This window comes from Kitasatospora sp. NPDC097691 (assembly GCF_040302665.1).
Classification (GTDB): domain Bacteria; phylum Actinomycetota; class Actinomycetes; order Streptomycetales; family Streptomycetaceae; genus Kitasatospora.
This window is the reverse complement of record NZ_JBEORY010000008.1, coordinates 139,670-163,282: the sequence shown is the minus strand read 5'-3', so window position 1 is coordinate 163,282 and position 23,613 is coordinate 139,670. Positions and strand designations below refer to the sequence as shown.

The following is a 23,613-nucleotide window of genomic DNA, read 5'->3' as shown; positions in this document are numbered from 1 at the left end:
ATCTAGCGCGTGCGTCGCCCCCGCCGTCCAGCGGGGACGGCCCCCCGCCCAAGGTCTGCGGTCATCCGTAGGGCATTGCCCCAGCCCACAGGGCGGGTAGCGTGAGCGGGCCGGGCTGTGCGGCCGGGGCACCCCAGTCGCCGAACACAAACCGGGTGGTATGTATGTTTTGCTCGGGCGTCCATCGCGGCCGCCCGACCGACACCCTGGGAGCGGGGGCCAGTCATGCCATCGATCGTAGAGCCGGACCCCCACGGCGCTTTCGCCCACCCCGGGCCCGGCCTCGGCCTCGATTCCGGCCCCGGCCTCGGCCCCGGCCCCGGTTCCGGCTACGACTTCCACGACCGGACCGTCTCCCGGCACCTGGTGCACCGCGCCTCGGTCTCCGAGGTCTTCCTCACCGGCTGGCAGGCCACCGGCCCGTACGACTTCCTGCTCGGCGCCCAGTGGCCCCGGCTGCACGGCTTCTACCGGCTGCCCGGGGACCGCTACCACGACCCGGTGCTGATGGCCGAGACCGTCCGGCAGGCCGGGCTGCTGATCGGCCACGCCGGGTTCGGGGTGCCGCGCGGCCACCACTTCGTGATGGAGGACCTCTCCTACGCCCTCGGCGAGTCCGGCCTGCCCGGTCTGGCCGTCGGCGCGGGCCCGGCCTCCCTCATGCTCGCCGTCGGCTGCGAGGACGTCCGGATGCGGCACGGGCGACTGGCCTCGCTGCGGGTGCACACCGAGATCACCCGGGACGGCCGGCCGATCGGCCGCGGCTCGGGCCAGCTGCGCGTGCTGTCCCCCGCCTCGTACGCCCGGCTGCGCGGCCCGGGACGGCACGCCGTCGCCCCGCCGCGCCCGCCGGCCCCCGCCGCGCCCGAACTCGTCGGCCGCGCGCAGCCCGCCGACGTGGTGCTCAGCCCGACCCTGCGGCCGGAGACCTGGCTGCTGCGCGCCGACGCCGCCCACCCGGTGCTGTTCGACCACGCGCTGGACCACGTGCCCGGGATGCTCGTGCTGGAGGCGGCCCGACAGGCCGCCCAGCGGCTGCGCCACCCCGAGCCGGTGGTGCCGGTCGAGCTGGTGACCTCCTTCGACCACTACATAGAGCTGGACCGGCCCTGCTTCGTCCGGGCCGTCCCCGAACCGGCCGCGGACGGCCGCCGGCAGCCCGTGCGGGTCCAGCTGCTCCAGGACGGGCGGACGGCGGCCGAGTGCCGGCTGCTCACCGAGCCGCTGGACGGGCCGCTGGACGGGCCCGCCGAGCGACCGACGGTGCCGGCCCGGCGGGACGCCCTCGACGACCGCCCCACCGCGCCCGGGCTGGGCAGCACCCGGCTGCCGCTGGCCAGCTGACCGGCCCCGCCGCCGGGGCCGGTCAGGCCGCCGTCGGCGCCGGGCCGTCAGGGGACCGGCAGCGCAGGGGCCGTCAGGCGGCCACCAGCGCCGAGGACGGCCGACCGGCGTGCATCACGCTGAGGTTGGTCGCCAGTCGGGCCGGGTCCTGCGCCAGCCAGAGCCGCAGCGCCGCGCCCAGGGCGGCACTGGCCGACTCGATCCGGACGTCGGTGATCTGCGCGATCCGGGCCGCGCCGGGCACCAGCAGGTCGGCCAGCGGGGTCGGCAGCCAGACCGTCAGGGCGCACGGCGCCGGCATCGCGAGCGCACCCAGCAGCCGGTAGGCGTCCCCCGGCGCGCTGAGCGTGGGGATGATGTCCAGCAGGGCGTCCGCCACCACCTCGGACACGTCGCTCCGGTGTCCCTGGGCGAGCCGGCGGAGCAGCAGCTGCTCGGCGGCGGTGATTCGGACGGTCAGCATGACCTCGTCGCACTCCATTGCGCGATTTCCTCCTCAGTTCCTCCCCGTACCGGCGCGGACGCGGCCGGCACGAACTACCCCTGTCGCACCTCGGCCCGGCCACCTCCTGCGAAAAGCCGGGCCGTCGGGTGACTGCGCCCCGGTCAGATCCCCGCGTACGAGTGCTTGCCGGTGACGAAGATGTTCACGCCGTAGTAGTTGAAGAGCCAGCAGGCGAAGGCCGCCAGCGCCAGGTAGGCGGCCTTGCGGCCCTTCCAGCCGGCCGTCGCACGGGCGTGCAGGTAGCAGGCGTAGGCGACCCAGGTGATGAACGACCAGGTCTCCTTCGGGTCCCACTCCCAGTACTTGCCCCAGGCCGCCTCGGCCCAGATCGCGCCCGCGATGATGGTGAAGGTCCACAGCGGGAAGACCAGGGCGTTGATCCGGTAGGACAGCTTGTCGAAGGTCGACGCGGCGGGCAGCCGGCGCCAGATCGACGCCGAGGTGCCCAGCGGCCCGCTGGTCAGGCCGGCCGCGATCCGCTTGTCGAACGAGTCCTTGCCGAGGTACAGCAGCGTGGCGATGAACGCCGCGTAGAAGGCGCCGCCGCAGAAGATCGCGGTGGACACGTGGATCGCCAGCCACGGCGAGTGCAGCGCCGGGACGAGCTGCTCGGAGTCGGTGTACAGCACCGTGGTGGCGATGCCGAGGGTCAGCAGCCCTGCGAGGACGACCGGCAGGCCGAGCCAGCGGACGTTCTTCTTCGCCGCCAGCAGCACCAGGTACGCGGCCGTCATCGCGAAGGCGAAGGCGCAGGAGAACTCGTACATGTTGCCCCACGGCCAGCGGGACACCGACAGGCCGCGGGCGACGATGCCGCCGCCGTGCAGCAGCAGCCCCAGGACGGTCAGCGAGACGGCGATCCGGCCGGCCAGGTCGGCCTTCTCGTTGGTGCCGGCCGCGCCCGGGCCGTCCTCCTCCTCGGCGCCGCGCCCGCTGGTGACCACCGTCGCGCCCTCGCCCGCGATCGCGGTGCGGGTGAGCGTGGTGGTGCCGCCGCCGGCCCCCGCGACGGTGACGGTGACCGTCTTCGCGGCCTTCTTCCCGCCGGTCGCGGCGACGGTCTCGCCCAGGGTGCCCGACTGTTCCTTGGAACGGACGGCGACGGCGCCCTTGCTGCCGAACGTCCACTCGATCATGTGGGCGAACATGGCGAGCGTGTAGACCACCATCGCCGAATAGATCAGCTTGTTGGAGAGGTCGGCCAGCTGTGGGTCGACCGCCGAGGCGAGTTGCACCGTCTACTCCTTGGAGTTCTGGTCGGCAGGGACTGCGGGGTCCGAGGCCTCGGCCTCGGGGTCGTCGGGCGCGGCGGCTTCCCCGGCCGGGGAGGCGGCTCCGACCTCCGCCGGAGCGGCGGCTCCGTCCTCCGTCTCGGAGGCCGGGGCGTCGTCCTGGAGGTCCACCGCGAGTTCGGCCAGCTCCTCGGCGATCTTCGCCGACTCGCTGCGGCCCAGCCCGGCCAGCTCCACCTGGGTGCCGCCGCCCGGCAGGGCGACCGCCCGCACCCAGATCCGGCGGCGCTGGATGAACAGCGAGCCGATCAGGCCGAGGATCGCCAGCACGGCGCCGGTCAGGGCGATCGCGTTGCCGGGGCGGTGCGAGACGTTGAAGCTGGCCCACTGCTTGTAGCCCTCGAAGGTGACGGAGCCGTAGCCGTCGGGGAGGGTCCAGCCCTGGCCGGGCTTGAGCCGGGCCTTGGCCGGCTGGCCGTCCTGGGTGAGCTGGGTGAGCTTGCGGGTGTTGAGCTGGTAGACGTTCTGCGGCAGGCCGGAGTCGGTGCCGAGGTCGCCCGCGAAGGCGTTCAGCACCAGCTCGGGGGCGGCGTCGCCGGGGAACAGCGAGACCGGGCCGGTGCCCTCGAAGCTCAGCGGGGCGGTCGGCAGGAAGAAGCCGGAGAAGCCCATCTGGGTCTTGCTGCCGTCGGGGCCCGTGCCGTAGTCGGAGACCTTCACGACGCCGGTCGAGGTCAGGTTGGCGTCCTGCGGCAGGAAGGGGACGGCGCCCTGGTAGACGACGTCACCCTGGCCGTTGCGGACAGTGATCACCGGGGCGTAGCCGTGGCCGATCAGGAAGACCTTGCTGCCGCCGATCTCCAGCGGGTGGTTGACCTCGATCGTGGACTTCTTCAGCTTCGACGCGTCGCCGCCCGCGTAGTACTCGACGTTCGCGGTGAACTGCCGGGCCGCGCCGATCTGGTCGCCCTTGGTCTGGAACTGCGACGTGAAGCCGTCCAGCTTCAGGTAGAACGGGTCGAGGTCCTGGTTGCCGTAGAACCGGGTGCCGTTGAAGTCGTCGAGCTGGGTGATGGTGTTCGAGTAGCCCTCGCCCTCCACCATCAGCTTGCCGCCCGTACCCGACGCCAGGCTGGCCCAGGCGAAGCCGCCGAGCAGCGCGAACAGGGACAGGTGGAAGAGCAGGTTGCCGACCTCGCGCAGGTAGCCCTTCTCGGCGGCCACCGCGCCGCCGGACAGGTTGGCGCGGAAGCCGCGCTTGCGCAGCAGCCGGTGCGCGGCGGCGTTCACCGTGGCGGCGTCCGCCTCGGTGCGCCACACCGCGTGCACCGGCATCCGGGTCAGGTTGCGCGGCGCGGCCGGCGGCTGGGAGCGCAGCACGCCGACGAACTGCCAGGTGCGCGGGACGATGCAGCCGGCCAGCGAGACGAACAGCAGGATGTAGATCGCCGAGAACCAGACCGAGCTGTAGACGTCGAACAGCTGGAGCTTCTCGTAGATCGGCGCGACGGTGCCGTGCTGCGCCTTCCACGCCTCGACCTTCAGCTGGCCCTGGCCGTTCTGGTACTGCGGGATCAGCGAGCCCGGGATGGCGGCCAGCGACAGCAGGAAGAGCAGGATCAGGGCGACCCGCATCGAGGTCAGCTGACGCCACATCCAGCGCGCCCAGCCGAACGCCCCTATGCCGGTCGGTCCGTCGGACTCGACCGGCGCGGTGCTGAGCCGCTCGGCGGCGGCGTCGTCCGGCGCCGGGGGCTGCTCGGCCTCGGTCGTGGTGTTGCTCACGGTCAGATTCCGATCGAGGAGTCGGCGGTCCAGGACTGCAGTTCGCTCATCCAGGAATCCCAGATCCCGGTGACGAGCAGCAGACCGACCGCGACGAGCATGCCGCCGCCGATCCGCATGACGAGCGGGTAGTGCCGCTTGACCCACCCGAAGGCGCCCAGCGCCCGGCGGAAGGCCACCGCGGCCACGATGAACGGTACGCCGAGGCCCAGGCAGTAGAAGGTCATCAGCATGGCACCGCGCGCCGCGTCGGCCTGGTTCAGGGCCAGGTTCTGGACGGTCGCGATGGTCGGGCCGAGGCAGGGCGTCCAGCCGACGCCGAAGACCACGCCCAGCAGCGGTGCGCCCAGCAGACCGACCGCCGGTCGGCGGTGGGAGCGCACCTCGCGCATGCTCAGACCGGGGACGAGGCCCATGAAGGCGAGGCCCATCACGACGGTCAGCACGCCGAGCACCATCGAGATGACCCGCTTGTGCTCCTGGAGGGTGTCGCCGAACTGGCCGAACAGCGCACCGCCGGAGACGAACACCGCCGTGAAGCCGAGGATGAAGAGCGTCGCGCCGAGCGCCATCCGACCGCGCCGGGCGCCGCGCGCGTCCGCGAGGTCGGCCGCGGAGAAGCCGGTCACGTACGACAGGTAGCCCGGGACGAGCGGCAGCACGCAGGGGGAGAAGAACGACACCAGGCCGGCCGCCAGCGCGATCGGCGCGGCCACCAGCAGCGCCCCGCTCTGGAGCGTTCCGGTGTTGTCGGCGAGCTGCTGCGGCAGGCTCACTGCTTCTGCTCCGCGACCACCGGCTGCAGGATCGACTCCAGCGCGTCCTGGGTCGTGCCGCCGATGGCGCGGGCGGCCAGCTTGCCGTCCCGGTCGACGATCAGGGTGGTCGGGATGGACTGCGAGTTGAGGCTGCCCTTGGGGAACTTGAGCAGCTGGGTGCCGGCCGGGTCGAAGATGCTCGGGTAGGTGACGCCCTGCTCCTGTTCGAAGCGGACGGCGTTGCCCTTCTCGGTGTCCCGGGTGTTGATGCCGAGGAACTGGACGCCCTGGTCCTTGTACTTGTCCGCGACGGCCTGCAGGCTCTTCGCCTCCGCCCGGCACGGCCCGCACCAGGAGCCCCAGACGTTCAGCACGACGACCTTGCCGCGGTAGTCGGAGAGCTTGGACTGGCCGCCCTCCAGGGTCTCCCCGGAGATGTCCGGCGCGTCCCCGCGCTTTCCGGCGTCCACCTTCGACAGGTTGGTGCCCTTGACCGTGACGAAGCCGACCTGACCGTCGCCGCTACCGGACGAGCCCGAGGACGAACAGCCGGTGAGGGCGAGCGCAGCGGCCGCGGCGGTGGCGACGGCAGCCGCGGCGACACGGGGACGGGGGCGCGTCATGGCAGACATGTGAAAAGTTTCGCATGGAGTTCCGGGCAGGTTCGGGGGGGTCCTGCCTTGCGCGTCGCACCCATTCTGACCTGCGACGACTTCGGGTCACCCGGCGTACGCCGGGTGACCCGAAGTCATACTTACGCACCACTTACCCGCCGTGCGCGCGGGCGTGTGACGTCGCTCGCACGCCCCTGCGTGACGCCGGTCGCACACCGCCGGGTGACGCCGGCCGCAGGCCCGTGCCGGGGGCTAGGCGCCGAAGCTCTTGCCCACCGGCTTGTCGCCCTTGCGGCCCTTGCCCACCAGGTGCGCGGGCAGCAGGTCGCGGGCCGGCTCGCGGTAGCCGACCGAGACGATCTTGTCGCCCTCGAAGGTGAAGCTGGTCAGCGAGGCCAGCGAGCACTGCCGGTTGCGCGGGTCGTGCCAGAGTCGGCGGCGCTCGACGAAGGAACGGACGATCCAGATCGGCAGCTGGTGGCTGACGCAGACCGCCTCGTGCCCGCGCGCGGCGTCCCGGGCGGCGCCGAGCGCGCCCATCATCCGCACGACCTGGTCGAGGTACGGCTCGCCCCAGGACGGCTTGAACGGGTTGGTGAGGTACTTCCAGTAGCCCGGGTTGCGCAGCGAGCCGTCGCCGACCCCGAAGGTCTTGCCCTCGAAGATGTTCTCCGCCTCGATCAGCCGCGCGTCCGCCGCGACCTCCAGGCCGTGCGCCTTGGCGATCGGCTCGGCGGTCTCCTGGGCCCGCTCCAGCGGCGAGGCCACCACGTGGGTGATGTCCCGGCCCGCCAGGTCCTCGGCCACCCGGTCGGCCATCTGCCGGCCCAGCTCGGACAGGTGGTAGTCCGGCAGGCGCCCGTACAGGATGCCCTCCGGGTTGTGCACCTCGCCGTGCCGCATCAGGTGGACGACGGTGATCTCTTTGGCGCTCACTTCTCAACTGCTCCTGGGGCTCGTAAGGGACTAGGCCGTGGCGGCCGCGGCTGCGCGGGCCGCGGCCGGCAGCGCGGCGGCGATCCGCTCGATCGCCCGCTCGTCGTGGGACGCCGAGACGAACCAGGACTCGAAGGCGGACGGCGGCAGGTAGACGCCCTCGGCCAGCATCGCGTGGAAGAAGGCGGTGAAACGGTACGCCTCCTGGGTCTTCGCCTCGTCGTAGTTCGTGACGGCGGCCTCGGTGAAGAACACCGAGAACATGTTCCCGGCGGTCTGCATCCGGTGCGCCACGCCCTCCTTGGCGAGCGCCTCGGAGACCAGGCCGGAGACCTCGGCGGCGACCGCGTCCACCCTCGCGTACACCTCGTCGGTGCAGCCGCGCAGCTGGGCCAGGCCGGCCGCGGTGGCGATCGGGTTCCCGGACAGGGTGCCCGCCTGGTAGACCGGGCCGGCCGGGGCCAGGTGCGCCATCACGTCGGCACGGCCGCCGAAGGCCGCGGCCGGGAATCCGCCGCCCATGACCTTGCCGAAGGTCAGCAGGTCCGGCGCCCAGCCCTCGTTGGCGGCCTCCAGGCCGTACCAGCCGGCCTTGGAGACGCGGAAGCCGGTCATCACCTCGTCGGAGACGAACAGCGCGCCGTTGTCCCGGCAGAGCCGGGCCAGGCCCGCGTTGAAGCCGGGCAGCGGCGGGACGACGCCCATGTTGCCGGGCGAGGCCTCGGTGATCACACAGGCGATCTCGCCCGGGTGGGCGGCGAAGGCCTGCTCCACGGCGGCCAGGTCGTTGTACGGCAGGACGATGGTGTCGCCGGCCTGCGCGCCGGTGACGCCCGGGGTGTCCGGCAGGCCGAAGGTGGCCACGCCGGAACCGGCGGCGGCCAGCAGGGCGTCCACGTGACCGTGGTAGCAGCCGGCGAACTTCACCACCTTCGCGCGGCCGGTGAAGCCTCGGGCCAGCCGGATCGCGGACATGGTGGCCTCGGTGCCGGAGGAGACCAGGCGGACCTGCTCGACCGGGGCGACCCGGGCGACGATCTCCTCGGCCAGCTCGACCTCGCCCTGGCCGGGCGTGCCGAAGGAGGTGCCGTGGGTCACGGCCCGCTGGACGGCGTCGATCACCGCGGGGTGCGCGTGGCCGAGGATCATCGGACCCCACGAGCACACCAGGTCGACGTACTCGCGGCCGTCGGCGTCGGTGAGGTAGGGGCCGGTGCCGGACACCATGAAGCGCGGCGTGCCGCCGACCGCGCGGAAGGCGCGCACCGGGGAGTTGACGCCGCCGGGCGTCACCACGGAGGCGCGATCGAACAGCGACTGGGACTGGGGGGCTTCGTAGGGGTAGCTCACGGGAGACATGGTCTCAAATCGTGTCCTTGCCCTCTGCATGTCGGACCCGATCATCTGGAACGATGATCCGGGCACCGTTGTCTGTACGGTTGTCCGTACAGTCCGTACAGACGGGGCCGCTGACTGCTCCCGACGACGGACCAGTCAGACTGTGTACACAGAGTGCGCGAGCGCTCCGGTTGTGTGCAGGGGCGTGGAGAGGACTGTTGTGCGCCGCGAGTGGGTACGGCCCGCTGGTGGGTACGACGGCGCATGACGGGTAAGGAGCACGTCCGGAGGGACGCCGGGCGTGCGGGGGTCTGTCGATTCCGGCGAATTCCGGTGAGGATGGTCCGAGTGTCCGAGGCGCAGGACGGCTACGACGAGGCCGCGGGGGGCTCCCGCCGGCCTGCCGAGGCCGCACGCGGGGGTACGGGAGCGGGTACGGGACGTGGTCGCCGCGGCGGCGAGAGGCGGGGTGAGGGACGCGTGGGGGTGACGTACAAGTACTTCGGCGCCCCCGACCGTGCGACCGCCGCGAGGGTTCCCACCGCCCTCGGACCGGGCGGGCTCGGCCTGGACGCCGGGGAACTCGGCTCGCTGGGGCGGCTCGGCGACCTGATGGAGACCAGCGGCTCCCCCACCGGCCACCTCTCCACCAAGATCAAACCGGAGACCATGAGCGCCATGGTCCTCACCGGCATCCAGGGCGTCCCGCTGCACCAGGTGCCCCCGCTGGAACTCGTCGTGCTGCACCCGGACTACGCCGTCGTCCAGCTCCCCCACAACGTGGTCGAACCGCTCCGCAAGGCGGACGAGACCGAGCTCGGCGCCGCCGCCTTCATCTGGTCCACCGTTCCGGACCGGCGCGGGCCGCGGGACGCCTTCGTCATCTACAGCATGCTGCACGAGTGGCAGGACTTCGCCAACCGCCTGCACGAGGCCGGCCACCAGCTGTACTGCCTGGTCTGGCCGTAACGGAGCGGCACGGGGAACAGCGGGGGACGACTTCATGACCTACGTGGAACCGGCCGCGGGTGGGCGCACCCGCGACCGGTTCGAGGCCGCCCTGCCACTGCTGCTGACGGTCGTCGGGATCGCCTGCAGCTGGTGGGCGGGCGCCCGGGTCGGCGACGTGCGGCACCTGCTGAGCACCTGCCACAACAGCGACGGGGCTCCGGCGTACGTCGTCCCGCTCGGCTGGGCGGGCGTGGCGCTGGGTGCGGCCGCGCTCGTCCGGGCAGCCTGGCTGGTCGTCGCCGCCTTCCGGAGGCGGTCGGCGGTGCGGGCGGGCCGACTGCACGGCGTGCTCGTCGCCCTGCTGCCGGTCATGGTCCTCGTCGTCGCCGTCCAGGCCTACGCGGCGGGCGACTTCGGCGCCTACACCCACCACCGGCACCACTACTGCTCCGGCAGCGCCCCGCTCGCCGACATCAACCGGCTTGTGAATCAGCCGCGTTGACACCTGGTCGCAACACGGTGGCGGCGAGCAGCAGGGCCACCGACAGCAGGCCCGCGGCCACCGCGAAGGCGAGCCGGAAGCCGCCGGTGAGCGCCTCGGCGGCCGGCTGCCCGGCGGCCGTGAGAGCACGGGCGCGGCCGTCGGCGAGGGTGGTGAGGACGGCCACCCCGAGCGCGCCGCCGACCTGCTGGGTGGTGTTGAACAGGCCGGAGGCGGTGCCCGCGTCCGCCGGGCCGGCGCCCGACATGCCGAGCGCGGTGAGCGCCGAGATCGCCAGGCCGAAGCCGGCCGCCGACAGCATGGTGGGCAGCAGGTCGAGGACGTAGTCCGCGTCCGCGGGCAGCCGGGTCAGCAGCGCGAGGGCGACGACCAGCAGGCCCAACCCGGCCAGCAGCACCGGGCGTTCACCGAAACGGGCGTTCAATCGGGCGGAGAGCACGAGCGAGACGGTGCCGATGGCGAGCGCCGCCGGGAGCATCGCGAGTCCGGTGGCGGCGGCACCGTAGCCGCGCACGTTCTGCAGGTAGAGCGCGATCAGGATCTGGAAGGCGAACAGCCCGGAGACCATCAGCACCTGCACCGCGTTGGCGCCGGAGACGTCGCGCGAGCGGAACATCCGCAACGGGAGCAGGGGTTGGGCGGCCCGGGCCTGGCGGAGCAGGAAGCCGGCCAGCAGGGCGAGCGAGAGCGCGCCGAGGCCGAGGGTGCGGGCGGAGGCCCAGCCGTGCTCGCCGGCGCCGACGAGCGTGTAGATGCCGAGCATCAGGGCGCCGGTGACGAGCGCGGCGCCGAGGGCGTCGGCGCCGGCCCGCAGGCCGGGGCCGCGGTCGCCCTCCAGCACCCGGACGGCCAGCAGGGCGGCGGCGAGGCCGAGCGGCAGGTTGATCAGGAAGATCCAGTGCCAGTCGAGGGCCTCGGTGAGCACCCCGCCGAGGACCTGGCCGATCGAGGCGCCGGCCGCACCGACGAAGCTGAACGCACCGATCGCCCGTCCGCGTTCGCGCGGTTCGGGGAAGAGCGTGACGATCATGCCGAGGCTGACGGAGGAGGTCATCGCGCCGCCGACGCCCTGCAGGAAGCGGGCGGCGATCAGCACCCCCTGCCCGGTGGCGAGGGCGCAGAGCAGCGAGGCGGCGGTGAAGAGGACGAGCCCGGCGACGAACACCTGCTTACGGCCGATCAGGTCGCCGAGCCGGCCGGCCAGCAGGAGCAGGCCGCCGAAGGCGATCAGGTAGGCGTTGACCGTCCAGGTGAGGTCGGCGGGCGAGAAGTGCAGGTCGTCCTGGATCGCGGGCAGCGCCACGGTGACGATCGAGCCGTCCAGGACGATCATCAGCATGCCTGCACAGAGGACCGCGAGGGCGAGCGCGCGGGAGCGGGCGGGTGCCGTACGGGCCGCGATCGGCGCGGCCGGGGCGTGCGTGGTCATGGCGGTTCTCCCGGTTCGTCGAGTACCGGGTAGGACGCTATCAGATTGTTTTGTTCGGGACTATCCATCTCGGGACTAGGCCTCGGTGTCACCCGGACCCGGGACCGCCTACCCCCGGGCCCGGCGGGCGCGGCGTACGGTGCGTTCGCTCTCCACCGGCTCCGCGAGGTGGCCGCCCACGAGGTGCGTCAGTGCCGAGACGAAGACCTCGCGCTCGGGCTGCGGAAGCGACTCCAGCAGCTCGCGGTGCACCCGGTCGGCGATCGCGGTGCCCTCCGCGACGGCGCGCTCGCCCGCGTCGGTGACCGAGATGATCCGGGCCCGGCGGTCGGTCGCGGACGGGCGGCGCTCGGCCAGCCCCGCCTTCTCCAGCTCGTCGACGGTGACCACCATCGTGGTCTTGTCCAGGTCCGCCAGCTCGGCCAGCTGGATCTGGGTGCGCTCGGTCTCCTGCGCATGGAACAGCACGCAGTACGCGCGCGGGGTGATCCCGAGCTCGGTGAAAGCGGCCGCCATCCTGGTCGCCAGCACGTGGCTCGCGTGGTCCAGCAGGCCGGAGATGTCGCGGATCTGGCGCACGGGCGGGGTCGTCGTCATACGTCCGAGATTAGCAACGGCCCGTCTGCTGCCGGATGATCCCGTTGCCAACCAACACCGGGTCTACGGGATGCCCAACTCGAACAGCGCATAGCCGGCGTACCAGCCCGCCGCGATGGCGGGCATCGCGAACAGCCCGACCAGCGAGGAGGTCCGCACCCGGCGCAGCGCGAACGCCAGGCCGATGCAGAGCGGGAAGGCCGGCAGCAGGTAGCGCGAGATGTTGCCGAAGATCTGGTTGCTGCTCAGCGCGGTGGCGATGGTGAGCGCGGTGTAGACCCACAGGACCAGCGGCGGCCGGGCACGCCACAGCAGCACCAGCAGGCCGGGCAGGGCGATCAGCAGGGCGATGGCGATCAGGTCCGGGACGGGGTTGGACTGCCAGAAGTCCCAGTGGCCGGTGATCACGTCCATGATCGTGCGGAGCGTGGAGGCGCCGCCGTCGAAGTAGCGGTTCCACGCGCCCCGCTGGAGCTTGAAGTAGCCGCCCCAGTCGCCCATCTTCCAGCCGACCCAGGCGACGTAGCCGATCAGGCCCCAGGGGGTGATCAGCATCGCGGTCAGCGGGCGGGCCACCCCGTCGGTACGGCGGACCAGCGCGACCAGCGCGGCGATCGAGACGGCGGCGATCAGCGCGGCGGCGGTCGGCCGGTTGAGGCCCGCCACCAGCGCCAGCACGCCGGCCGTCAGCCAGCGGCGGGTCATCACGCAGTAGCAGGCCCAGGCGGACAGCGCGACGAACAGCGAGTCCGAGTAGACCGCCCACTCCACGCCGGAGCCCGGGAACAGGGCCCAGAGCACCGCGGCCGTGACGCCCGCCCGGAAGCCGCCGAGCCGGTCGGCGATCGCGAAGATCCCGGCCGCCGCGACCAGCGAGGCGAGCACCGAGACCATGATCCCGGAGCCGTACGAGCCGAGCCCGGTGACCGTGCCGACCAGCCGCATCAGCCAGGGGTAGAGCGGGAAGAAGGCGGCCGAGTTCTCGTAGTACGAGGCCAGCGGGAAGCCGTGCAGCGGGATCAGCTGCGGGTTGTACCCGTTCTCGGCGATCCGCTGGTACCAGACGCCGTCCCAGGTGCTCAGCACGTCCCAGGGGTTGGCGCCGCCACCGCGGCCCGGCTGCTTGGTCAGGTAGTCGCCGGTGTGCGAGAGCAGCAGCATGAAGACGGTCAGGCCGATGGCCTTGACCGCCGCGTACGCGCCCAGCGCGGGCGCGAAGCGGTCCACCAGCGCCCCGAACCGCCCGGGCGTCCGGCCCGCCTGTTCCTCGGACGGTGCCGCCGTCGACGCGGCGGGCGACCCGGGCTCGGTGCCGGGCGACTCGGTGCTCGATGCCGTGCTCATCTGCTCTGGGTACTCCCCCGCCCCGCCCGTGGTCCGCGCGGCTCCGGCGCAACGATTTCCCGTGAGCCTACGGCACGTCCCCGACCGGGCCCGCCGTCCCCCGCCCGATCGGACGTCACCGCGCTGGCCGAACGGGTGCGGCTGGAGCGGGACCCGGCGCTGCTGCCGGTGGAGACGCCGTACCCGACGGGCGCGGCCGTCGCCGCCCGGTTGGGGGCGGCGACGGCCTGAGCGGTCCGGCGGGGCGGGTCAGCCCTTGACGTAGACGATGCCGAGCTTGGTGAGCTGCCAGAGCTGGTCGGCGGAGCCGGTGTCGCCGGCGAGCTGGACGTAGGGGTTGCCCTTGGCGTCCACGGTGCTGCCGGCGGCCAGGACCTTGCTCGGGTCCTGGGAGTCGGCGATCTTGTAGCGGCCGTCGCCGGCCGGCTCGAACACCCAGTGCTGGTTGCCGCCGCCGTTGCAGCGCCACTGCTGGATCCGGGTGCCGGGGGCGGTGGAGGCCGCGTTGGCGTCCAGGCACATGTCGCGGTTGCCGCTGAAGTCGAGCTCGTAGCTGCCGCCGGCCTTGGCCTCCAGCACGAAGGACTGGTTCAGCCCGCCGCCGGCCGGGTAGCTGATGGCGGCGCGGCCGTTGGCCGAGTCGCCGTAGGTGCCGCCGCCGGTGAGGTCCAGGACGTTGCCGGTGGCCGCGTTGGTCAGCTGGTACCAGGCGCCGTCCTCGGGGGCGTCGCCGAAGGGCTTGCCCGGGGTGAGCGGCTGGATCGACGTGGTGTTCTGCTGGTTGAGCGTGCAGTAGGCCTGGGCCAGCTCGGGGCGGGCGTAGAACTGGCCGAGGCAGACGCCCTCGCCGCGGTAGCCGGCCACCCGCAGGTGGTACGACTGGCGCACCATGTTCATGCAGAGCCCGGGGATGCCGATCTGCGAGTCGCAGCCGTTGCGCGCCCACTCGGAGAGGTTGATGACGTCCCCGTTGCTGTACTCGTACGGGGAGCTGGTCCACTCCGCGCAGACCTCGTGCCCGAAGGCGACCCGCCGCTGGTCCAGGTACCGGACGCCGGGCACCTGCTCGGCGGCGCCGCGCAGCGCGTCGCTGAAGGTCGGCACCACCCAGTTGTGGCCCCAGGCGAGGTCCTCGGGGAAGGCCGGGCACCCGTCGGCGATCTTGCCGAGGTAGTCGTTGCGCCGGATGTCCGGCGTGATCGGGTTGAAGTACGACTGGTAGACCAGCTGGTAGGCGGAGTCGGCGTAGCCCGCCTTGCGCATGGTCTGACGGATGTTCTGCAGCGCCGCGACGACCTTCGGCTGGACGCCCTTGGCGCGCCGGCGGATCTCGTCGCTGCCGATGGTGTCGCGGCAGCCCTGGTCCTTGGGGATCGGGAAGTACTGCGCCAGGCAGTGCATCATGACGCCGCTGAAGTCGAAGTCGTCGTTGGCGCCGATCGTCACCACGACCAGTTTGACGTCGTACGTGGACGCCACGTCGGCGAGCTTGACGTCCTGTTTGGGCTCGCCGAAGTCGCCGCTGCCCGGGCCGGTGACCTTGGCCAGCTCGGGGTCGCTGACCAGGTCGCCGGTCTGGGCGCCGGAGCAGGCGAGGTCGATCGGGGTGACGCCGGGGATGTCGGTGACGAAGATCTCCGACTTGGGGTGGCGGTGGCAGTAGTTGGTGGGGCTGTCGGTCTCCGGGAAGTAGCCGTCGTTGGTGTCGGTGCCGGCGCCCTCCCCGGAGATGGCGCTGTCGCCGAGGGCGACGACCGCGGCCGGTTTGGCGGCGCCGGGTGCCGGGGCCGGGGCGGAATCGGCGAGGGCGGCGGGGGCACCGGCCAGGCCGAGGGTGACGACGAGGGCGCCGGTGGCGAGCGCCGCCGACAGGCGGGACCTGATCACACGCGACTCCTTGCGGGGGGGGTGGGGGCCGCCCGGGCGGGGCCGAGCGGCGCGGAGCAAGAGAGGAGCTGAAAAGGTGAGCAGGACTCGGATTCTAGGAACTGACAAGTAACACAACAAGGCTTGGGACAGAGCCGGGCCCTGACGGACAGACGGATTCCCGGGCACGACGAAGCCGCCGCCCCGCGCCCCAGGAGGGAAGCGCGGAACGGCGGCTCACACCGGCCGAACCGGGTGCGGGCTCAGCCCACGTTGGCGCAGTGGTTGCCGAACGCCGGGTTCAGCAGACCGATGATGTCGATGGTGTTGCCGCACAGGTTGATCGGCACGTGCACCGGAACCTGGACCTGGTTGCCCGAGATGACACCGGGGGAACCGGCGGCGACGCCCTCGGCGCCGGAGCTGGCCATCGCGGTGCCGGCGCCGGCGGCCACGATGCCCACCACGGCCGCGCCGACGGCGGCGGTCTTCTTGATGCTCATGCGAGCCTCCTGACTGTTCAACAGAGATGCACGGGGAGTGCGACATCAAGAACGACACCCGGCCGGACCGGTTGCGACGGTGCGCGCACTGTCACCCGTCCGGAGCAATGGCGCCCCCGGTCGGCATTCGGGTGATCGGCTTCGGCCGGGCCGTTTCCCCGCGCGCGGTGCCTCGTTCTCCCTGACGGAACCCGGTCCATCCGGCCCCCTACACACGAATCGAGCACGTCCATGCGCAACCTCGCCCACGGCCTCGCCGGCACCGCGGCCACCGGCGGCTCGATCGACGTGGCGGGCCCCACGAACGCGGCGTCCGGCAATCCCCGCCGGAACGTCTGACCGGGAATTCCGCCCGGTCGCGCCTTTGTCCGAGCCTTTCCCGGCCGTGCGGGAGGGGTTTCGAGAGGCGCTGCAACACGGCGGCTGCGTCCACGCCCGAGCCATGGGCGGAACACGCCGGTGTGCGCCGTCCGAGTGACAATCACGGCAATCCCTGAAACCAGCGGACGAGTATTCGTGCTCGCCCGGATCCCGACAATTCCCTTCCGTCGGGCCGAAATCGGAGGAAGAACATGCGTAACCTCAAGAAGGCCGCCGTCCTGTCCCTGGCCGCCACCGGCCTGGTGCTCGGTGCCGCCGGCGGCGCGTTCGCCAGCTCCGGCGCCGAGGGCGTGGCCGCCGGCTCCCCCGGCGTGCTCTCCGGCAACCAGATCCAGATCCCGGTGCACATCCCGGTCAACCTGTGCGGCAACAGCATCGACATCGTCGGCCTGCTGAACCCGGCCTTCGGCAACCACTGCACCAACGTCGGCTGAACCCGCGGTCGCCGCACCGGCGACAGCTGATTCACCGAGCCCGTGCCGCGCCCCGCAGCGCCGGGGCGCGGCCCGCTCCCCCCGTGTGTGATCGAGGAGATCAACCCCCATGCAGAACGTGAAGAAGGCCGCCGTCCTCTCCGCCGCCGCCGCCGGCCTGGTGCTGGGCGCGGCGGGCTCCGCCGCCGCGAGCTCGGGCGCCGAGGGCGTGGCCGCCGGTTCCCCCGGTGTCGCCTCCGGCAACCAGATCCAGGTTCCGGTGCACATCCCGGTCAACCTGTGCGGCAACTCCATCGACGTGGTCGGCCTGCTGAACCCGGCCTTCGGCAACAGCTGCGCCAACGTCGAGCTGCCCCCGCCGCCGGCGGACAACTGCTGATCCCCGATCGGCACGTGTTCCGGCCGTCCTGCCCCCCGACCAGTCGGCCGGGGGGCAGTTCGGCATCCCCGGACGGCCGTCCGGGACCTCCGATCCACCGAAGGGTGATGATCCGCATGGTTTCGAAGAAGAGCGGGGCCGGCCTGGCCGCCGCCGTCGGTGCCGCGGTGCTGCTCGGCGCAGGCTCGGCGCAGGCCGCCACCGCCCCGGCGGGCCAGGCGCCCACCGGCCCGGCCACCCTGGCCAGGACCGATGTCGGCCAGGCGCTGAACGGGACGACCTCCGGCCTCGGCTACGGCGTCGCGCCGATCAAGAGCCTGCGCCTGGACCCGTGGGCCAACTCCTCCGCCGACGTGCTCAACAACGGCGCGACCGTCCAGCCGGACCAGGGCCTGGCCCCGGTCGGCACCGGGACCCTGACCGGCCCGCTGAGCGCGGGCGGCGGCGTCAAGGACCTCCCGCTGGTCGGCGGGCTGACCGGCGTCCTGCCGGGCTGACGGGCACCCCGTCAGCCCGGGCGTCGCACGCACCGGAGCCCGGCACCCCGCGCCGTGAGCGGGGTGCCGGGCTCCCGTCGTGCCGGGCTCCCGGGGTGTCGGGCTCCCTATGTGCCCGACACCGGGTCAGAGCCCGGTCAGAGCCGGGTCAGGTCGGTCAGCCCGGTCTGCCGGAGCGCGCCGGTGGCGGTGGCGGTGGTGGCCGCCGGGTCGGCCAGTCCGGTCTGCCCCACCACCTCGGTGGCGGTCGCGGCGGTGGTCGCGGTCAGGTCGTCCACCTCGTCGGTGACGGAGAGCCGGTGGTCCTCGCCGCCGAGGCTGGCGTTGGCCCCGGGGACGGCCTGCACGGCGCCGGTGAGCAGGCGCGGGTCGACCTCGTCCACCTTGAGCCGGCCGCCGGCGAGCTGGCCGGCGCCGTCCTGGGCGAGCGAGAGCGGCTTGCCGAGGCTGAGGCCGGGGGTGTCGGCGTGCAGCGGGGCGGCCGGGGCGTCCAGCAGCACCTGGCCGAGGTCGGCGCCCTGGTCGAGCAGCGGGAGCGGCAGCTCGGCCTTGGCGCTCGGGCCGACCTTGCCGGTGCTCAGCTGGGGGACGATCCGCTCCGGGATCAGCTCGGTGCTGGTGCTGGTGGTCCGGCCGGGCACCGGTGGCATGAGCACCGAGGTCGGGATGCCGCCCGACAGCCGGCTGCCCAGCGGGGTGAGCGGCACCTCCACCGGGACCTGCTGGGTGGCCAGCGCGTCCTCCAGGGCTCCGACCTGGTCGGGGCCGACCGGGGCGGCGGAGGCCGATCCCTGGGAGGCGAGCATGCCCGCACCGACCGCCAGCAGCATCGCGCCGGCCCGCTTGGAGAACTTCATGCTTTTCACCGTTCTGCTGTCCGTACTGGGGTTCACTGAGGAAGGGCTGCGCGGGCGCAGCCGGAAAGCAATCTGCCTCAACGAGTGACCCGGAGTACGGATTGCGCCGGTTAGCCGGTTCGGCCTAATAATCCGACCGGAAACCATCCGTCGTCGCGCCTCCCGGACTCTTTTCAAAAATCCCCGTAACCTTCCGTGCCGTCATTCTTTGATCTGGACGTCAGTGACTGCAGACCGGGTCTGAGCGTTCTACGCGTTGTACGCACGGAATCCAAGAGCATTTCAGAGAGGGATCTCCCCATGATCCAGAAGTCCTTCGCCGCTGCCGGCCTGGCCGTCGCCGCGCTGGCCGCCGCCGCCGCGCCCGCCTCGGCCATCGGTGACGCGGACGGCGCCGCCGCCTCCATCGAGGGCAACGGCGGCACCAACTTCACCGGGACGGTCGGGAACAACAGCCCGAACTTCCACTTCCTGGACAACGCGAACGTCTGCCTCCCCGAGATCCACAACATCGCCGTCGGCGTGCTCGGCGTGGCCGTCCCGGTCGAGGTCCCGATCGCCAACAGCGGCGGCAAGCAGTACTGCACCCAGGGCCAGGGCACCCAGAGCCACGGTGACGCGGGCGTGTCCCACCTGATCGGCTGACGCTCCGTTCAGCTCCCTGCACCACCCCTTCTGATCCATCGTCGAATCGCTCCCCGATTCATCCCCGAGAGGAAAACCGGAAATGATCAAGAAGTCCCTCGCCGCCGCCGGCCTGGCCGCCGCCGCCATCGCGATGTCCGCCGGCTCGGCCTCCGCCATCGTCGACTCGGACGGCGCCGCCACCTCCGTCCAGGGCAACGGCGGCACCAACCAGACCGGCACCCACGGCAACGGCAGCCCGAACTTCCACACCCTGGACAACCCGAACATCTGCCTGCCGGAGATCCACAACATCGCCGTCGCGGTCATCGGTGTCGCGGTTCCGGTCGAGGTTCCGGTCCTGAACAGCACCCCGAAGCAGATCTGCAACGTCGGCCAGAACACCCAGTCCTCGGGCGACGCGGGTGTCTCGCACCTGATCGGCTGATCAAGGGGCATGGCACGGACGGAGGGCCCGGGGAGGAAGGTCTCCCCGGGCCCTCCGGGCTTGCGGGCCGAGAAGTCCGGCCGGGCCCACGGCCCGACCGGGTGACCGTCCGTCCGGCCGGGCGCACGGGGCGCCGGGCGGGACGGACGGGCTGTGATCACGAGTCAGATCACGAGTCAGACGCAGAGCGCCCGCGGGGGCGCTCCCAGAGAGAGGGCAGATCCATGAAGAGCAAGCTGGCCAAGGCCGCCCTGACCGCCACCGCCGCGCTGGCGCTCGCGGGTGCCGCTACCCCGGCGTTCGCCCACGTCGGCCTCGCGGGCGGCGGGGGCATCGTCGCTTCCGGCGACCAGCCGTTCGTGGCCGGCGGGGGCTGGGGCGTCGCCCACACCTCCGACATCGCCGCCGGCGGCTTCGGCGGCGGCGCGGCCACCTCCACCGACCTGATGGGCGGCGGCGAGGGCTTCGCGCACATCGCCGGCTGGAACTAGCCGGACGCGGAAGGCCGGGCCGCTCCCGTCGGGGGAGCTGCCCGGCCTTCCGTCTGCCCTGCTGCCGCGCCCGCTACTTGAGCATCGCGGCGGCCTCGACGGCCCAGTAGGTGAGGATCTGCTCGGCGCCGGCCCGGCGGATCGAGGTGAGCGTCTCCATGATCATCCGCTCCCGGTCGATCCAGCCGTTCGCGGCGGCCGCCTCGACCATCGCGTACTCGCCGGACACCTGGTACGCGGAGACCGGCACCGGGGAGGCGTCGGCGACCTGACGCAGGATGTCCAGGTAGGCCATGGCCGGCTTGACCATCACCATGTCCGCGCCCTCGGCGAGGTCCTGCTCCAGCTCGCGCAGCGCCTCGCGGGCGTTCGCCGGGTCCTGCTGGTAGCTCTTGCGGTCGCCCTTGAGGGAGGAACCGACGGCCTCGCGGAACGGACCGAAGAAGGCCGAGGCGTACTTGGCGGTGTAGGCGAGGATGCCGACGTCCTGGTGGCCCGCCTCGTCCAGCGCCCGCCGGACGACGCCGATCTGGCCGTCCATCATGCCGGAGGGGCCGACCAGGTGGACGCCGGCGTCGGCCTGCACCCGGGCCATCTCGGCGTAGCGCTCCAGGGTGGCGTCGTTGTCCACGCTGCCGTCGGCGGCCAGCACGCCGCAGTGGCCGTGGTCGGTGTACTCGTCCAGGCAGAGGTCCGACATGACCACCAGCGAGTCGCCGACCTCGGAGACCACGTCCCGGATCGCCTGCTGCAGGATGCCGTCCGGGTTGGTGCCCTCGCTGCCGGTCGCGTCCTGCACCTTCGGGACGCCGAACAGCATGACGCCGCCCACTCCCGCCTCGGCCGCCTCCACGACGGCCTTGCGCAGGGTGTCCCGGGTGTGCTGGACCACGCCCGGCATCGAGCTGACCGGGACGGGCTCGCTGACGCCCTCGCGGACGAACAGCGGCAGGATCAGCTCCGCCGGGTGCAGCCTGGTCTCCGCCACCAGGCGGCGCATCGCCGGGCTCTGGCGCAGGCGACGGGGGCGTACGTACGGGAATTCAGCGGACACGGCTTCTCTCTCCGAACGGTTGTGCAGTGCCGGGGGCGACGGCTCGCCGCCCCCGGCCGGGGTTTGGGGCAGGCCCTCAGCGGGCCTTGCGGCGCGAACCCGGACGGCGCTCGCTGGGCCGGTAGACCGGCTCGCCCGCGGCCGTCGCGGTGTCGCGGCGCTTCGCCCCGAAGTCTGCCAGCGCCTGGGCCAGCGCGGCCGCCGACGGTGCCGGGGCCATCACGTCGACCCGCAGGCCGTGCTCCTCGGCGGTCTTGGCGGTGGCCGGGCCGATGCAGGCGATGACCGTGACGTTGTGCGGCTTGCCCGCGATGCCGACCAGGTTCCGGACGGTCGAGGACGAGGTGAACAGCACCGCGTCGAAGCCGCCGCCCTTGATCGCCTCACGGGTCTCGGCCGGCGGCGGCGAGGCGCGCACCGTCCGGTACGCCGTCACGTCGTCGACCTCCCAGCCGAGCTCGACCAGGCCGGCCACCAGGGTCTCGGTGGCGATGTCGGCGCGCGGCAGCAGCACCCGGTCGATCGGGTCGAAGACCGGGTCGTACGGCGGCCAGTCCTCCAGCAGACCGGCGGCGGACTGCTCGCCGGAGGGCACCAGGTCCGGCTTCACGCCGAAGTCCACCAGGGCCTGCGCGGTGGTCTCGCCGACCGCCGCGACCTTGATCCCGGCGAACGCGCGGGCGTCCAGGCCGTACTCCTCGAACTTCTCCCGGACGGCGCGCACCGCGTTCACCGAGGTGAAGGCGATCCACTCGTAGCGGCCGGTGACCAGGCCCTTGATGGCCCGCTCCATCTGCTGCGGGGTGCGCGGCGGCTCGACCGCGATGGTCGGCACCTCCTGCGGCACCGCGCCGTACGAGCGCAGCTGCTCGGACAGGCCGGTGGCCTGCTCCTTGGTGCGCGGCACGAGCACGTTCCAGCCGAACAGCGGCTTGGTCTCGAACCACGAGTGCGAGGCCCGGTGGGCGACCTGCTCGCCCACCACGGCTATCACCGAGGTGGCCGGGTCGACCGGCGCGGAGACCGGTGAGGGCAGCACCCGGGCGGCCTTCAGGTCGGCCGCGATGGCGGACAACGTGGAGGTGAAGGTCCGCTGGCGGGTCGTGGTGCCGGAGAGCGTCGCGCTGAGCGCGGACTCGGGCTTGCGGCCGTTGGAGACCAGCGCGTTGGCGGTGGCCGGCAGCTGGCCCAGGGTGGTGCGGACCACCAGGGTGGTCTCCGGCGCGCCCAGGTCCACCGGGCCGCCGGACAGCAGCTGGGCACCGTCCACGAAGCGCACGTCGGTACCGGCCCCGGCCCGCAGCGGGACGCCCGCGTACGCCGGGACGCCGACCGACTGGGCGACGCCCGGGATCACCTCGAAGGGGATCCCGTCGCCCGCGCAGCTGAGCATCTCCTCGGCGGCGCAGCCGTCCAGGCCCGGGTCGCCGTCGACGGTGCGGACCACGTGCTTGCCCGAGCGGACCGCCTCGGCGACCACCTTGGCCAGGTCGAAGTCGGCGCCCTCGGCGGACGGGTCGTGCACGTGCACGGCGGCCGGGCAGTGGCTGCGCACCGCGGCGGCGGTCAGCGGGTCGGTGACCAGGACGTCGGCCGTGGACAGCACCTCGACCGCGCGCAGGGTCAGCAGGCCCGGGTCCCCGGGGCCCGCGCCCAGGAAGGTGCACCGTCCGGTGGCGGGCTGCCCTGCGGGGAACAGGGCGTCGGTGGCGGCGGTGGGGCTCATCGGGCTCGCTCCCCCATCAGGGCGGCCGCGCCCGCGCCGAGCAGCCGGTCAGCCAGCGCGCGGCCGAGGGCCGCCGCCTGCTGCTCGGCGGACTCGTCGAGGACGATCGGACCGTTTGCGGACATCTTCAGCAGGGCGGAGCCGTCGGGGTTGCCGACCACGCCGTCCAGCCGCAGTTCGTTCTGCCGGCCCCAGGTGGCCAGCGCGGCCACCGGCGCCGAGCAGCCGGCCTCCAGGGTGGCCAGCAGGGCGCGCTCGGCGGCCACGGCGACCCGGGTGGGGGCGTGGTCCAGGGCCGCGAGCGCGGTGGTCAGTTCCGTGTTTCCGGTGGTGCACTCGATCGCGAGCGCGCCCTGGCCGGGGGCCGGGATCATCAGCTCGGGGTCGAGGTGCTGGGAGATCTCGGCGCTGCGGCCGAGCCGGTTCAGGCCGGCCGTCGCCAGCACCACCGCGTCCAGCTCGCCGCCGGTCACGTAGCCGATCCGGGTGTCCACGTTGCCGCGGATCGCGACGGTCTCCAGCTGGGCGCCGCGGGCGGTTGCCCAGGCGTTCAGCTGCGCCATCCGGCGGGGTGAGCCGGTGCCGATCCGGGCCGGGCGGCCGGCTCCGGCCAGCTTCTCCACCAGCTCGTCCAGGGTCAGGCCCTCGGCCGCGACCAGGGCGTCCCGGACGTCCTCGCGCTCGGGGACGGCGGCCAGCACCAGGCCCTGGGGGGCGGCGGTGGGCAGGTCCTTGAGCGAGTGCACGGCGAAGTCGATCCGGCCCTCCAGCAGTGCGTCCCGCAGCGCGGAGACGAACACGCCGGTGCCGCCGATCTGCGCCAGCGCCTCCCGGGAGGTGTCGCCGTAGGTGGTGATCTCGACCAGCTCGACGGGGCGCCCGGTGACCCTGGTCACCTCGCGGGCCACCATGCCCGACTGGGCCATGGCGAGGGCGCTGCGCCGGGTGCCGAGCCGCAGGGGTGCGGCGGCCGAGGGCTGCTCCGTGATCGGTTGACCATTCATGGGGTGATCGTCCC

25 protein-coding genes are annotated in these 23,613 nt (G+C 72.8%); 9 read left to right on the top strand and 16 right to left on the bottom strand.

The window, feature by feature from the left end; translation table 11 throughout:
* Positions 1-225 precede the first annotated feature (225 nt).
* Positions 226-1,344, top strand: coding sequence for a ScbA/BarX family gamma-butyrolactone biosynthesis protein (locus ABTY56_RS08730; protein WP_350627639.1), 1,119 nt, complete (start codon positions 226-228; stop codon positions 1,342-1,344).
* Positions 1,345-1,417: 73 nt separating this feature from the next.
* Here ABTY56_RS08730 and ABTY56_RS08725 read toward each other — a convergent pair whose 3' ends face one another.
* The 7 genes from ABTY56_RS08725 to hemL all read right to left on the bottom strand — a co-directional run bounded on the left by ABTY56_RS08725 (position 1,418) and on the right by hemL (position 8,533).
* On the bottom strand, positions 1,418-1,825 hold the full coding sequence (locus tag ABTY56_RS08725) for a hypothetical protein (protein ID WP_350627638.1): 408 nt from the start codon (positions 1,823-1,825) through the stop codon (positions 1,418-1,420).
* A gap of 125 nt (positions 1,826-1,950) precedes the next feature.
* The gene (gene ccsB / locus ABTY56_RS08720; RefSeq protein ID WP_350627637.1) at positions 1,951-3,084 is read right to left on the bottom strand and encodes a c-type cytochrome biogenesis protein CcsB; all 1,134 of its coding nucleotides are present in this window, start codon (positions 3,082-3,084) and stop codon (positions 1,951-1,953) included.
* 3 nt (positions 3,085-3,087) lie between these two features.
* A complete protein-coding gene (resB, locus tag ABTY56_RS08715; RefSeq protein WP_350627636.1) occupies positions 3,088-4,866 on the bottom strand; it encodes a cytochrome c biogenesis protein ResB in 1,779 nt (592 codons plus the stop codon).
* 2 nt (positions 4,867-4,868) lie between these two features.
* A complete protein-coding gene (locus ABTY56_RS08710; RefSeq protein WP_350627635.1) occupies positions 4,869-5,642 on the bottom strand; it encodes a cytochrome c biogenesis CcdA family protein in 774 nt (257 codons plus the stop codon).
* A complete protein-coding gene (locus tag ABTY56_RS08705) occupies positions 5,639-6,256 on the bottom strand; it encodes a TlpA family protein disulfide reductase (protein WP_350627634.1) in 618 nt (205 codons plus the stop codon). Before ABTY56_RS08705 ends, ABTY56_RS08710 begins: the two co-directional genes overlap by 4 nt.
* 234 nt (positions 6,257-6,490) lie before the next feature.
* Positions 6,491-7,141 carry a histidine phosphatase family protein gene (locus ABTY56_RS08700; protein WP_502893059.1) on the bottom strand — a complete coding sequence of 217 codons (651 nt, stop codon included), beginning with the start codon at positions 7,139-7,141 and terminating at the stop codon, positions 6,491-6,493.
* A 63-nt stretch (positions 7,142-7,204) separates the two neighbouring features.
* Positions 7,205-8,533 (bottom strand): glutamate-1-semialdehyde 2,1-aminomutase, encoded by a 1,329-nt coding sequence (hemL, locus tag ABTY56_RS08695; RefSeq protein WP_350627632.1) that lies wholly within the window; start codon positions 8,531-8,533, stop codon positions 7,205-7,207.
* Positions 8,534-8,998: 465 nt separating this feature from the next.
* Between hemL and ABTY56_RS08690 the strand changes: the two genes are divergently transcribed.
* Together ABTY56_RS08690 and ABTY56_RS08685 are read left to right on the top strand one after the other, a co-directional pair.
* Positions 8,999-9,481 carry a hypothetical protein gene (locus ABTY56_RS08690; RefSeq protein WP_078589103.1) on the top strand — a complete coding sequence of 161 codons (483 nt, stop codon included), beginning with the start codon at positions 8,999-9,001 and terminating at the stop codon, positions 9,479-9,481.
* A gap of 34 nt (positions 9,482-9,515) precedes the next feature.
* The gene (locus ABTY56_RS08685; protein WP_350627631.1) at positions 9,516-9,965 is read left to right on the top strand and encodes a hypothetical protein; all 450 of its coding nucleotides are present in this window, start codon (positions 9,516-9,518) and stop codon (positions 9,963-9,965) included.
* Here the strand turns inward: ABTY56_RS08685 and ABTY56_RS08680 are convergent.
* The 5 genes from ABTY56_RS08680 to ABTY56_RS08660 form a co-directional block, all read right to left on the bottom strand.
* Positions 9,937-11,394: an MFS transporter gene (locus ABTY56_RS08680; protein ID WP_350627630.1), complete on the bottom strand. Its 1,458-nt coding sequence runs from the start codon at positions 11,392-11,394 to the stop codon at positions 9,937-9,939. The two genes, ABTY56_RS08685 and ABTY56_RS08680, sit on opposite strands and share 29 nt — an antisense overlap.
* A gap of 108 nt (positions 11,395-11,502) precedes the next feature.
* On the bottom strand, positions 11,503-11,991 hold the full coding sequence (locus ABTY56_RS08675; RefSeq protein WP_350627629.1) for a MarR family winged helix-turn-helix transcriptional regulator: 489 nt from the start codon (positions 11,989-11,991) through the stop codon (positions 11,503-11,505).
* Between the two features lie 63 nt (positions 11,992-12,054).
* Positions 12,055-13,335 (bottom strand): glycosyltransferase family 39 protein, encoded by a 1,281-nt coding sequence (locus tag ABTY56_RS08670; protein ID WP_350627628.1) that lies wholly within the window; start codon positions 13,333-13,335, stop codon positions 12,055-12,057.
* A 249-nt stretch (positions 13,336-13,584) separates the two neighbouring features.
* On the bottom strand, positions 13,585-15,222 hold the full coding sequence (locus ABTY56_RS08665; RefSeq protein WP_350627627.1) for an RICIN domain-containing protein: 1,638 nt from the start codon (positions 15,220-15,222) through the stop codon (positions 13,585-13,587).
* Between the two features lie 242 nt (positions 15,223-15,464).
* Complete coding sequence (locus tag ABTY56_RS08660; protein ID WP_063348866.1) at positions 15,465-15,704, bottom strand: chaplin; 240 nt, start codon at positions 15,702-15,704, stop codon at positions 15,465-15,467.
* Positions 15,705-16,276: 572 nt separating this feature from the next.
* On the opposite strand from ABTY56_RS08660, the gene ABTY56_RS08655 reads away from it, so the two are divergent.
* From ABTY56_RS08655 to ABTY56_RS08645, 3 genes are all read left to right on the top strand, one after another.
* The gene (locus tag ABTY56_RS08655; protein ID WP_350627626.1) at positions 16,277-16,519 is read left to right on the top strand and encodes a chaplin; all 243 of its coding nucleotides are present in this window, start codon (positions 16,277-16,279) and stop codon (positions 16,517-16,519) included.
* 109 nt (positions 16,520-16,628) lie between these two features.
* Positions 16,629-16,898, top strand: coding sequence for a chaplin (locus tag ABTY56_RS08650; protein ID WP_350627625.1), 270 nt, complete (start codon positions 16,629-16,631; stop codon positions 16,896-16,898).
* A 116-nt stretch (positions 16,899-17,014) separates the two neighbouring features.
* Positions 17,015-17,395 (top strand): hypothetical protein, encoded by a 381-nt coding sequence (locus ABTY56_RS08645; protein ID WP_350627624.1) that lies wholly within the window; start codon positions 17,015-17,017, stop codon positions 17,393-17,395.
* Between the two features lie 137 nt (positions 17,396-17,532).
* On the opposite strand, the gene ABTY56_RS08640 is transcribed toward ABTY56_RS08645, so the two are convergent.
* On the bottom strand, positions 17,533-18,252 hold the full coding sequence (locus tag ABTY56_RS08640) for a hypothetical protein (RefSeq protein WP_350627623.1): 720 nt from the start codon (positions 18,250-18,252) through the stop codon (positions 17,533-17,535).
* Positions 18,253-18,552: 300 nt separating this feature from the next.
* Between ABTY56_RS08640 and ABTY56_RS08635 the strand changes: the two genes are divergently transcribed.
* The 3 genes from ABTY56_RS08635 (at position 18,553) to ABTY56_RS08625 (ending at position 19,815) form a co-directional block, all read left to right on the top strand.
* A complete protein-coding gene (locus tag ABTY56_RS08635) occupies positions 18,553-18,897 on the top strand; it encodes a hypothetical protein (protein WP_030232098.1) in 345 nt (114 codons plus the stop codon).
* Between the two features lie 82 nt (positions 18,898-18,979).
* Entirely contained in the window at positions 18,980-19,324 is a 345-nt protein-coding gene (locus ABTY56_RS08630) for a rodlet layer protein (RefSeq protein ID WP_350627622.1), read from the top strand.
* 224 nt (positions 19,325-19,548) lie between these two features.
* On the top strand, positions 19,549-19,815 hold the full coding sequence (locus ABTY56_RS08625) for a hypothetical protein (RefSeq protein ID WP_350627621.1): 267 nt from the start codon (positions 19,549-19,551) through the stop codon (positions 19,813-19,815).
* A gap of 73 nt (positions 19,816-19,888) precedes the next feature.
* On the opposite strand, the gene hemB is transcribed toward ABTY56_RS08625, so the two are convergent.
* The 3 genes from hemB to hemC form a co-directional block, all read right to left on the bottom strand.
* Entirely contained in the window at positions 19,889-20,869 is a 981-nt protein-coding gene (gene hemB, locus ABTY56_RS08620) for a porphobilinogen synthase (RefSeq protein WP_350627620.1), read from the bottom strand.
* Between the two features lie 76 nt (positions 20,870-20,945).
* A complete protein-coding gene (locus tag ABTY56_RS08615) occupies positions 20,946-22,595 on the bottom strand; it encodes a bifunctional uroporphyrinogen-III C-methyltransferase/uroporphyrinogen-III synthase (RefSeq protein WP_350627619.1) in 1,650 nt (549 codons plus the stop codon).
* Complete coding sequence (gene hemC, locus ABTY56_RS08610) at positions 22,592-23,599, bottom strand: hydroxymethylbilane synthase (protein ID WP_350627618.1); 1,008 nt, start codon at positions 23,597-23,599, stop codon at positions 22,592-22,594. Before hemC ends, ABTY56_RS08615 begins: the two co-directional genes overlap by 4 nt.
* Positions 23,600-23,613: the final 14 nt, after the last annotated feature.

What these genes read in the sequence shown, in the direction of transcription:
- ABTY56_RS08730 (WP_350627639.1), top strand. Translation starts at nt 226, where the DNA reads ATGCCATCGATCGTAGAGCCGGACCCCCACGGCGCTTTCGCCCACCCC.
- ABTY56_RS08725 (WP_350627638.1), bottom strand. Translation starts at nt 1,825, where the DNA reads ATGGAGTGCGACGAGGTCATGCTGACCGTCCGAATCACCGCCGCCGAG.
- ABTY56_RS08705 (WP_350627634.1), bottom strand. Translation starts at nt 6,256, where the DNA reads ATGTCTGCCATGACGCGCCCCCGTCCCCGTGTCGCCGCGGCTGCCGTC.
- ABTY56_RS08700 (WP_502893059.1), bottom strand. Translation starts at nt 7,141, where the DNA reads ATGCGGCACGGCGAGGTGCACAACCCGGAGGGCATCCTGTACGGGCGC.
- hemL (WP_350627632.1), bottom strand. Translation starts at nt 8,533, where the DNA reads ATGTCTCCCGTGAGCTACCCCTACGAAGCCCCCCAGTCCCAGTCGCTG.
- ABTY56_RS08685 (WP_350627631.1), top strand. Translation starts at nt 9,516, where the DNA reads ATGACCTACGTGGAACCGGCCGCGGGTGGGCGCACCCGCGACCGGTTC.
- ABTY56_RS08680 (WP_350627630.1), bottom strand. Translation starts at nt 11,394, where the DNA reads ATGACCACGCACGCCCCGGCCGCGCCGATCGCGGCCCGTACGGCACCC.
- ABTY56_RS08675 (WP_350627629.1), bottom strand. Translation starts at nt 11,991, where the DNA reads ATGACGACGACCCCGCCCGTGCGCCAGATCCGCGACATCTCCGGCCTG.
- ABTY56_RS08670 (WP_350627628.1), bottom strand. Translation starts at nt 13,335, where the DNA reads ATGAGCACGGCATCGAGCACCGAGTCGCCCGGCACCGAGCCCGGGTCG.
- ABTY56_RS08660 (WP_063348866.1), bottom strand. Translation starts at nt 15,704, where the DNA reads ATGAGCATCAAGAAGACCGCCGCCGTCGGCGCGGCCGTGGTGGGCATC.
- ABTY56_RS08655 (WP_350627626.1), top strand. Translation starts at nt 16,277, where the DNA reads ATGCGTAACCTCAAGAAGGCCGCCGTCCTGTCCCTGGCCGCCACCGGC.
- ABTY56_RS08650 (WP_350627625.1), top strand. Translation starts at nt 16,629, where the DNA reads ATGCAGAACGTGAAGAAGGCCGCCGTCCTCTCCGCCGCCGCCGCCGGC.
- ABTY56_RS08645 (WP_350627624.1), top strand. Translation starts at nt 17,015, where the DNA reads ATGGTTTCGAAGAAGAGCGGGGCCGGCCTGGCCGCCGCCGTCGGTGCC.
- ABTY56_RS08640 (WP_350627623.1), bottom strand. Translation starts at nt 18,252, where the DNA reads ATGAAGTTCTCCAAGCGGGCCGGCGCGATGCTGCTGGCGGTCGGTGCG.
- ABTY56_RS08635 (WP_030232098.1), top strand. Translation starts at nt 18,553, where the DNA reads ATGATCCAGAAGTCCTTCGCCGCTGCCGGCCTGGCCGTCGCCGCGCTG.
- ABTY56_RS08630 (WP_350627622.1), top strand. Translation starts at nt 18,980, where the DNA reads ATGATCAAGAAGTCCCTCGCCGCCGCCGGCCTGGCCGCCGCCGCCATC.
- ABTY56_RS08625 (WP_350627621.1), top strand. Translation starts at nt 19,549, where the DNA reads ATGAAGAGCAAGCTGGCCAAGGCCGCCCTGACCGCCACCGCCGCGCTG.
- ABTY56_RS08615 (WP_350627619.1), bottom strand. Translation starts at nt 22,595, where the DNA reads ATGAGCCCCACCGCCGCCACCGACGCCCTGTTCCCCGCAGGGCAGCCC.
- hemC (WP_350627618.1), bottom strand. Translation starts at nt 23,599, where the DNA reads ATGAATGGTCAACCGATCACGGAGCAGCCCTCGGCCGCCGCACCCCTG.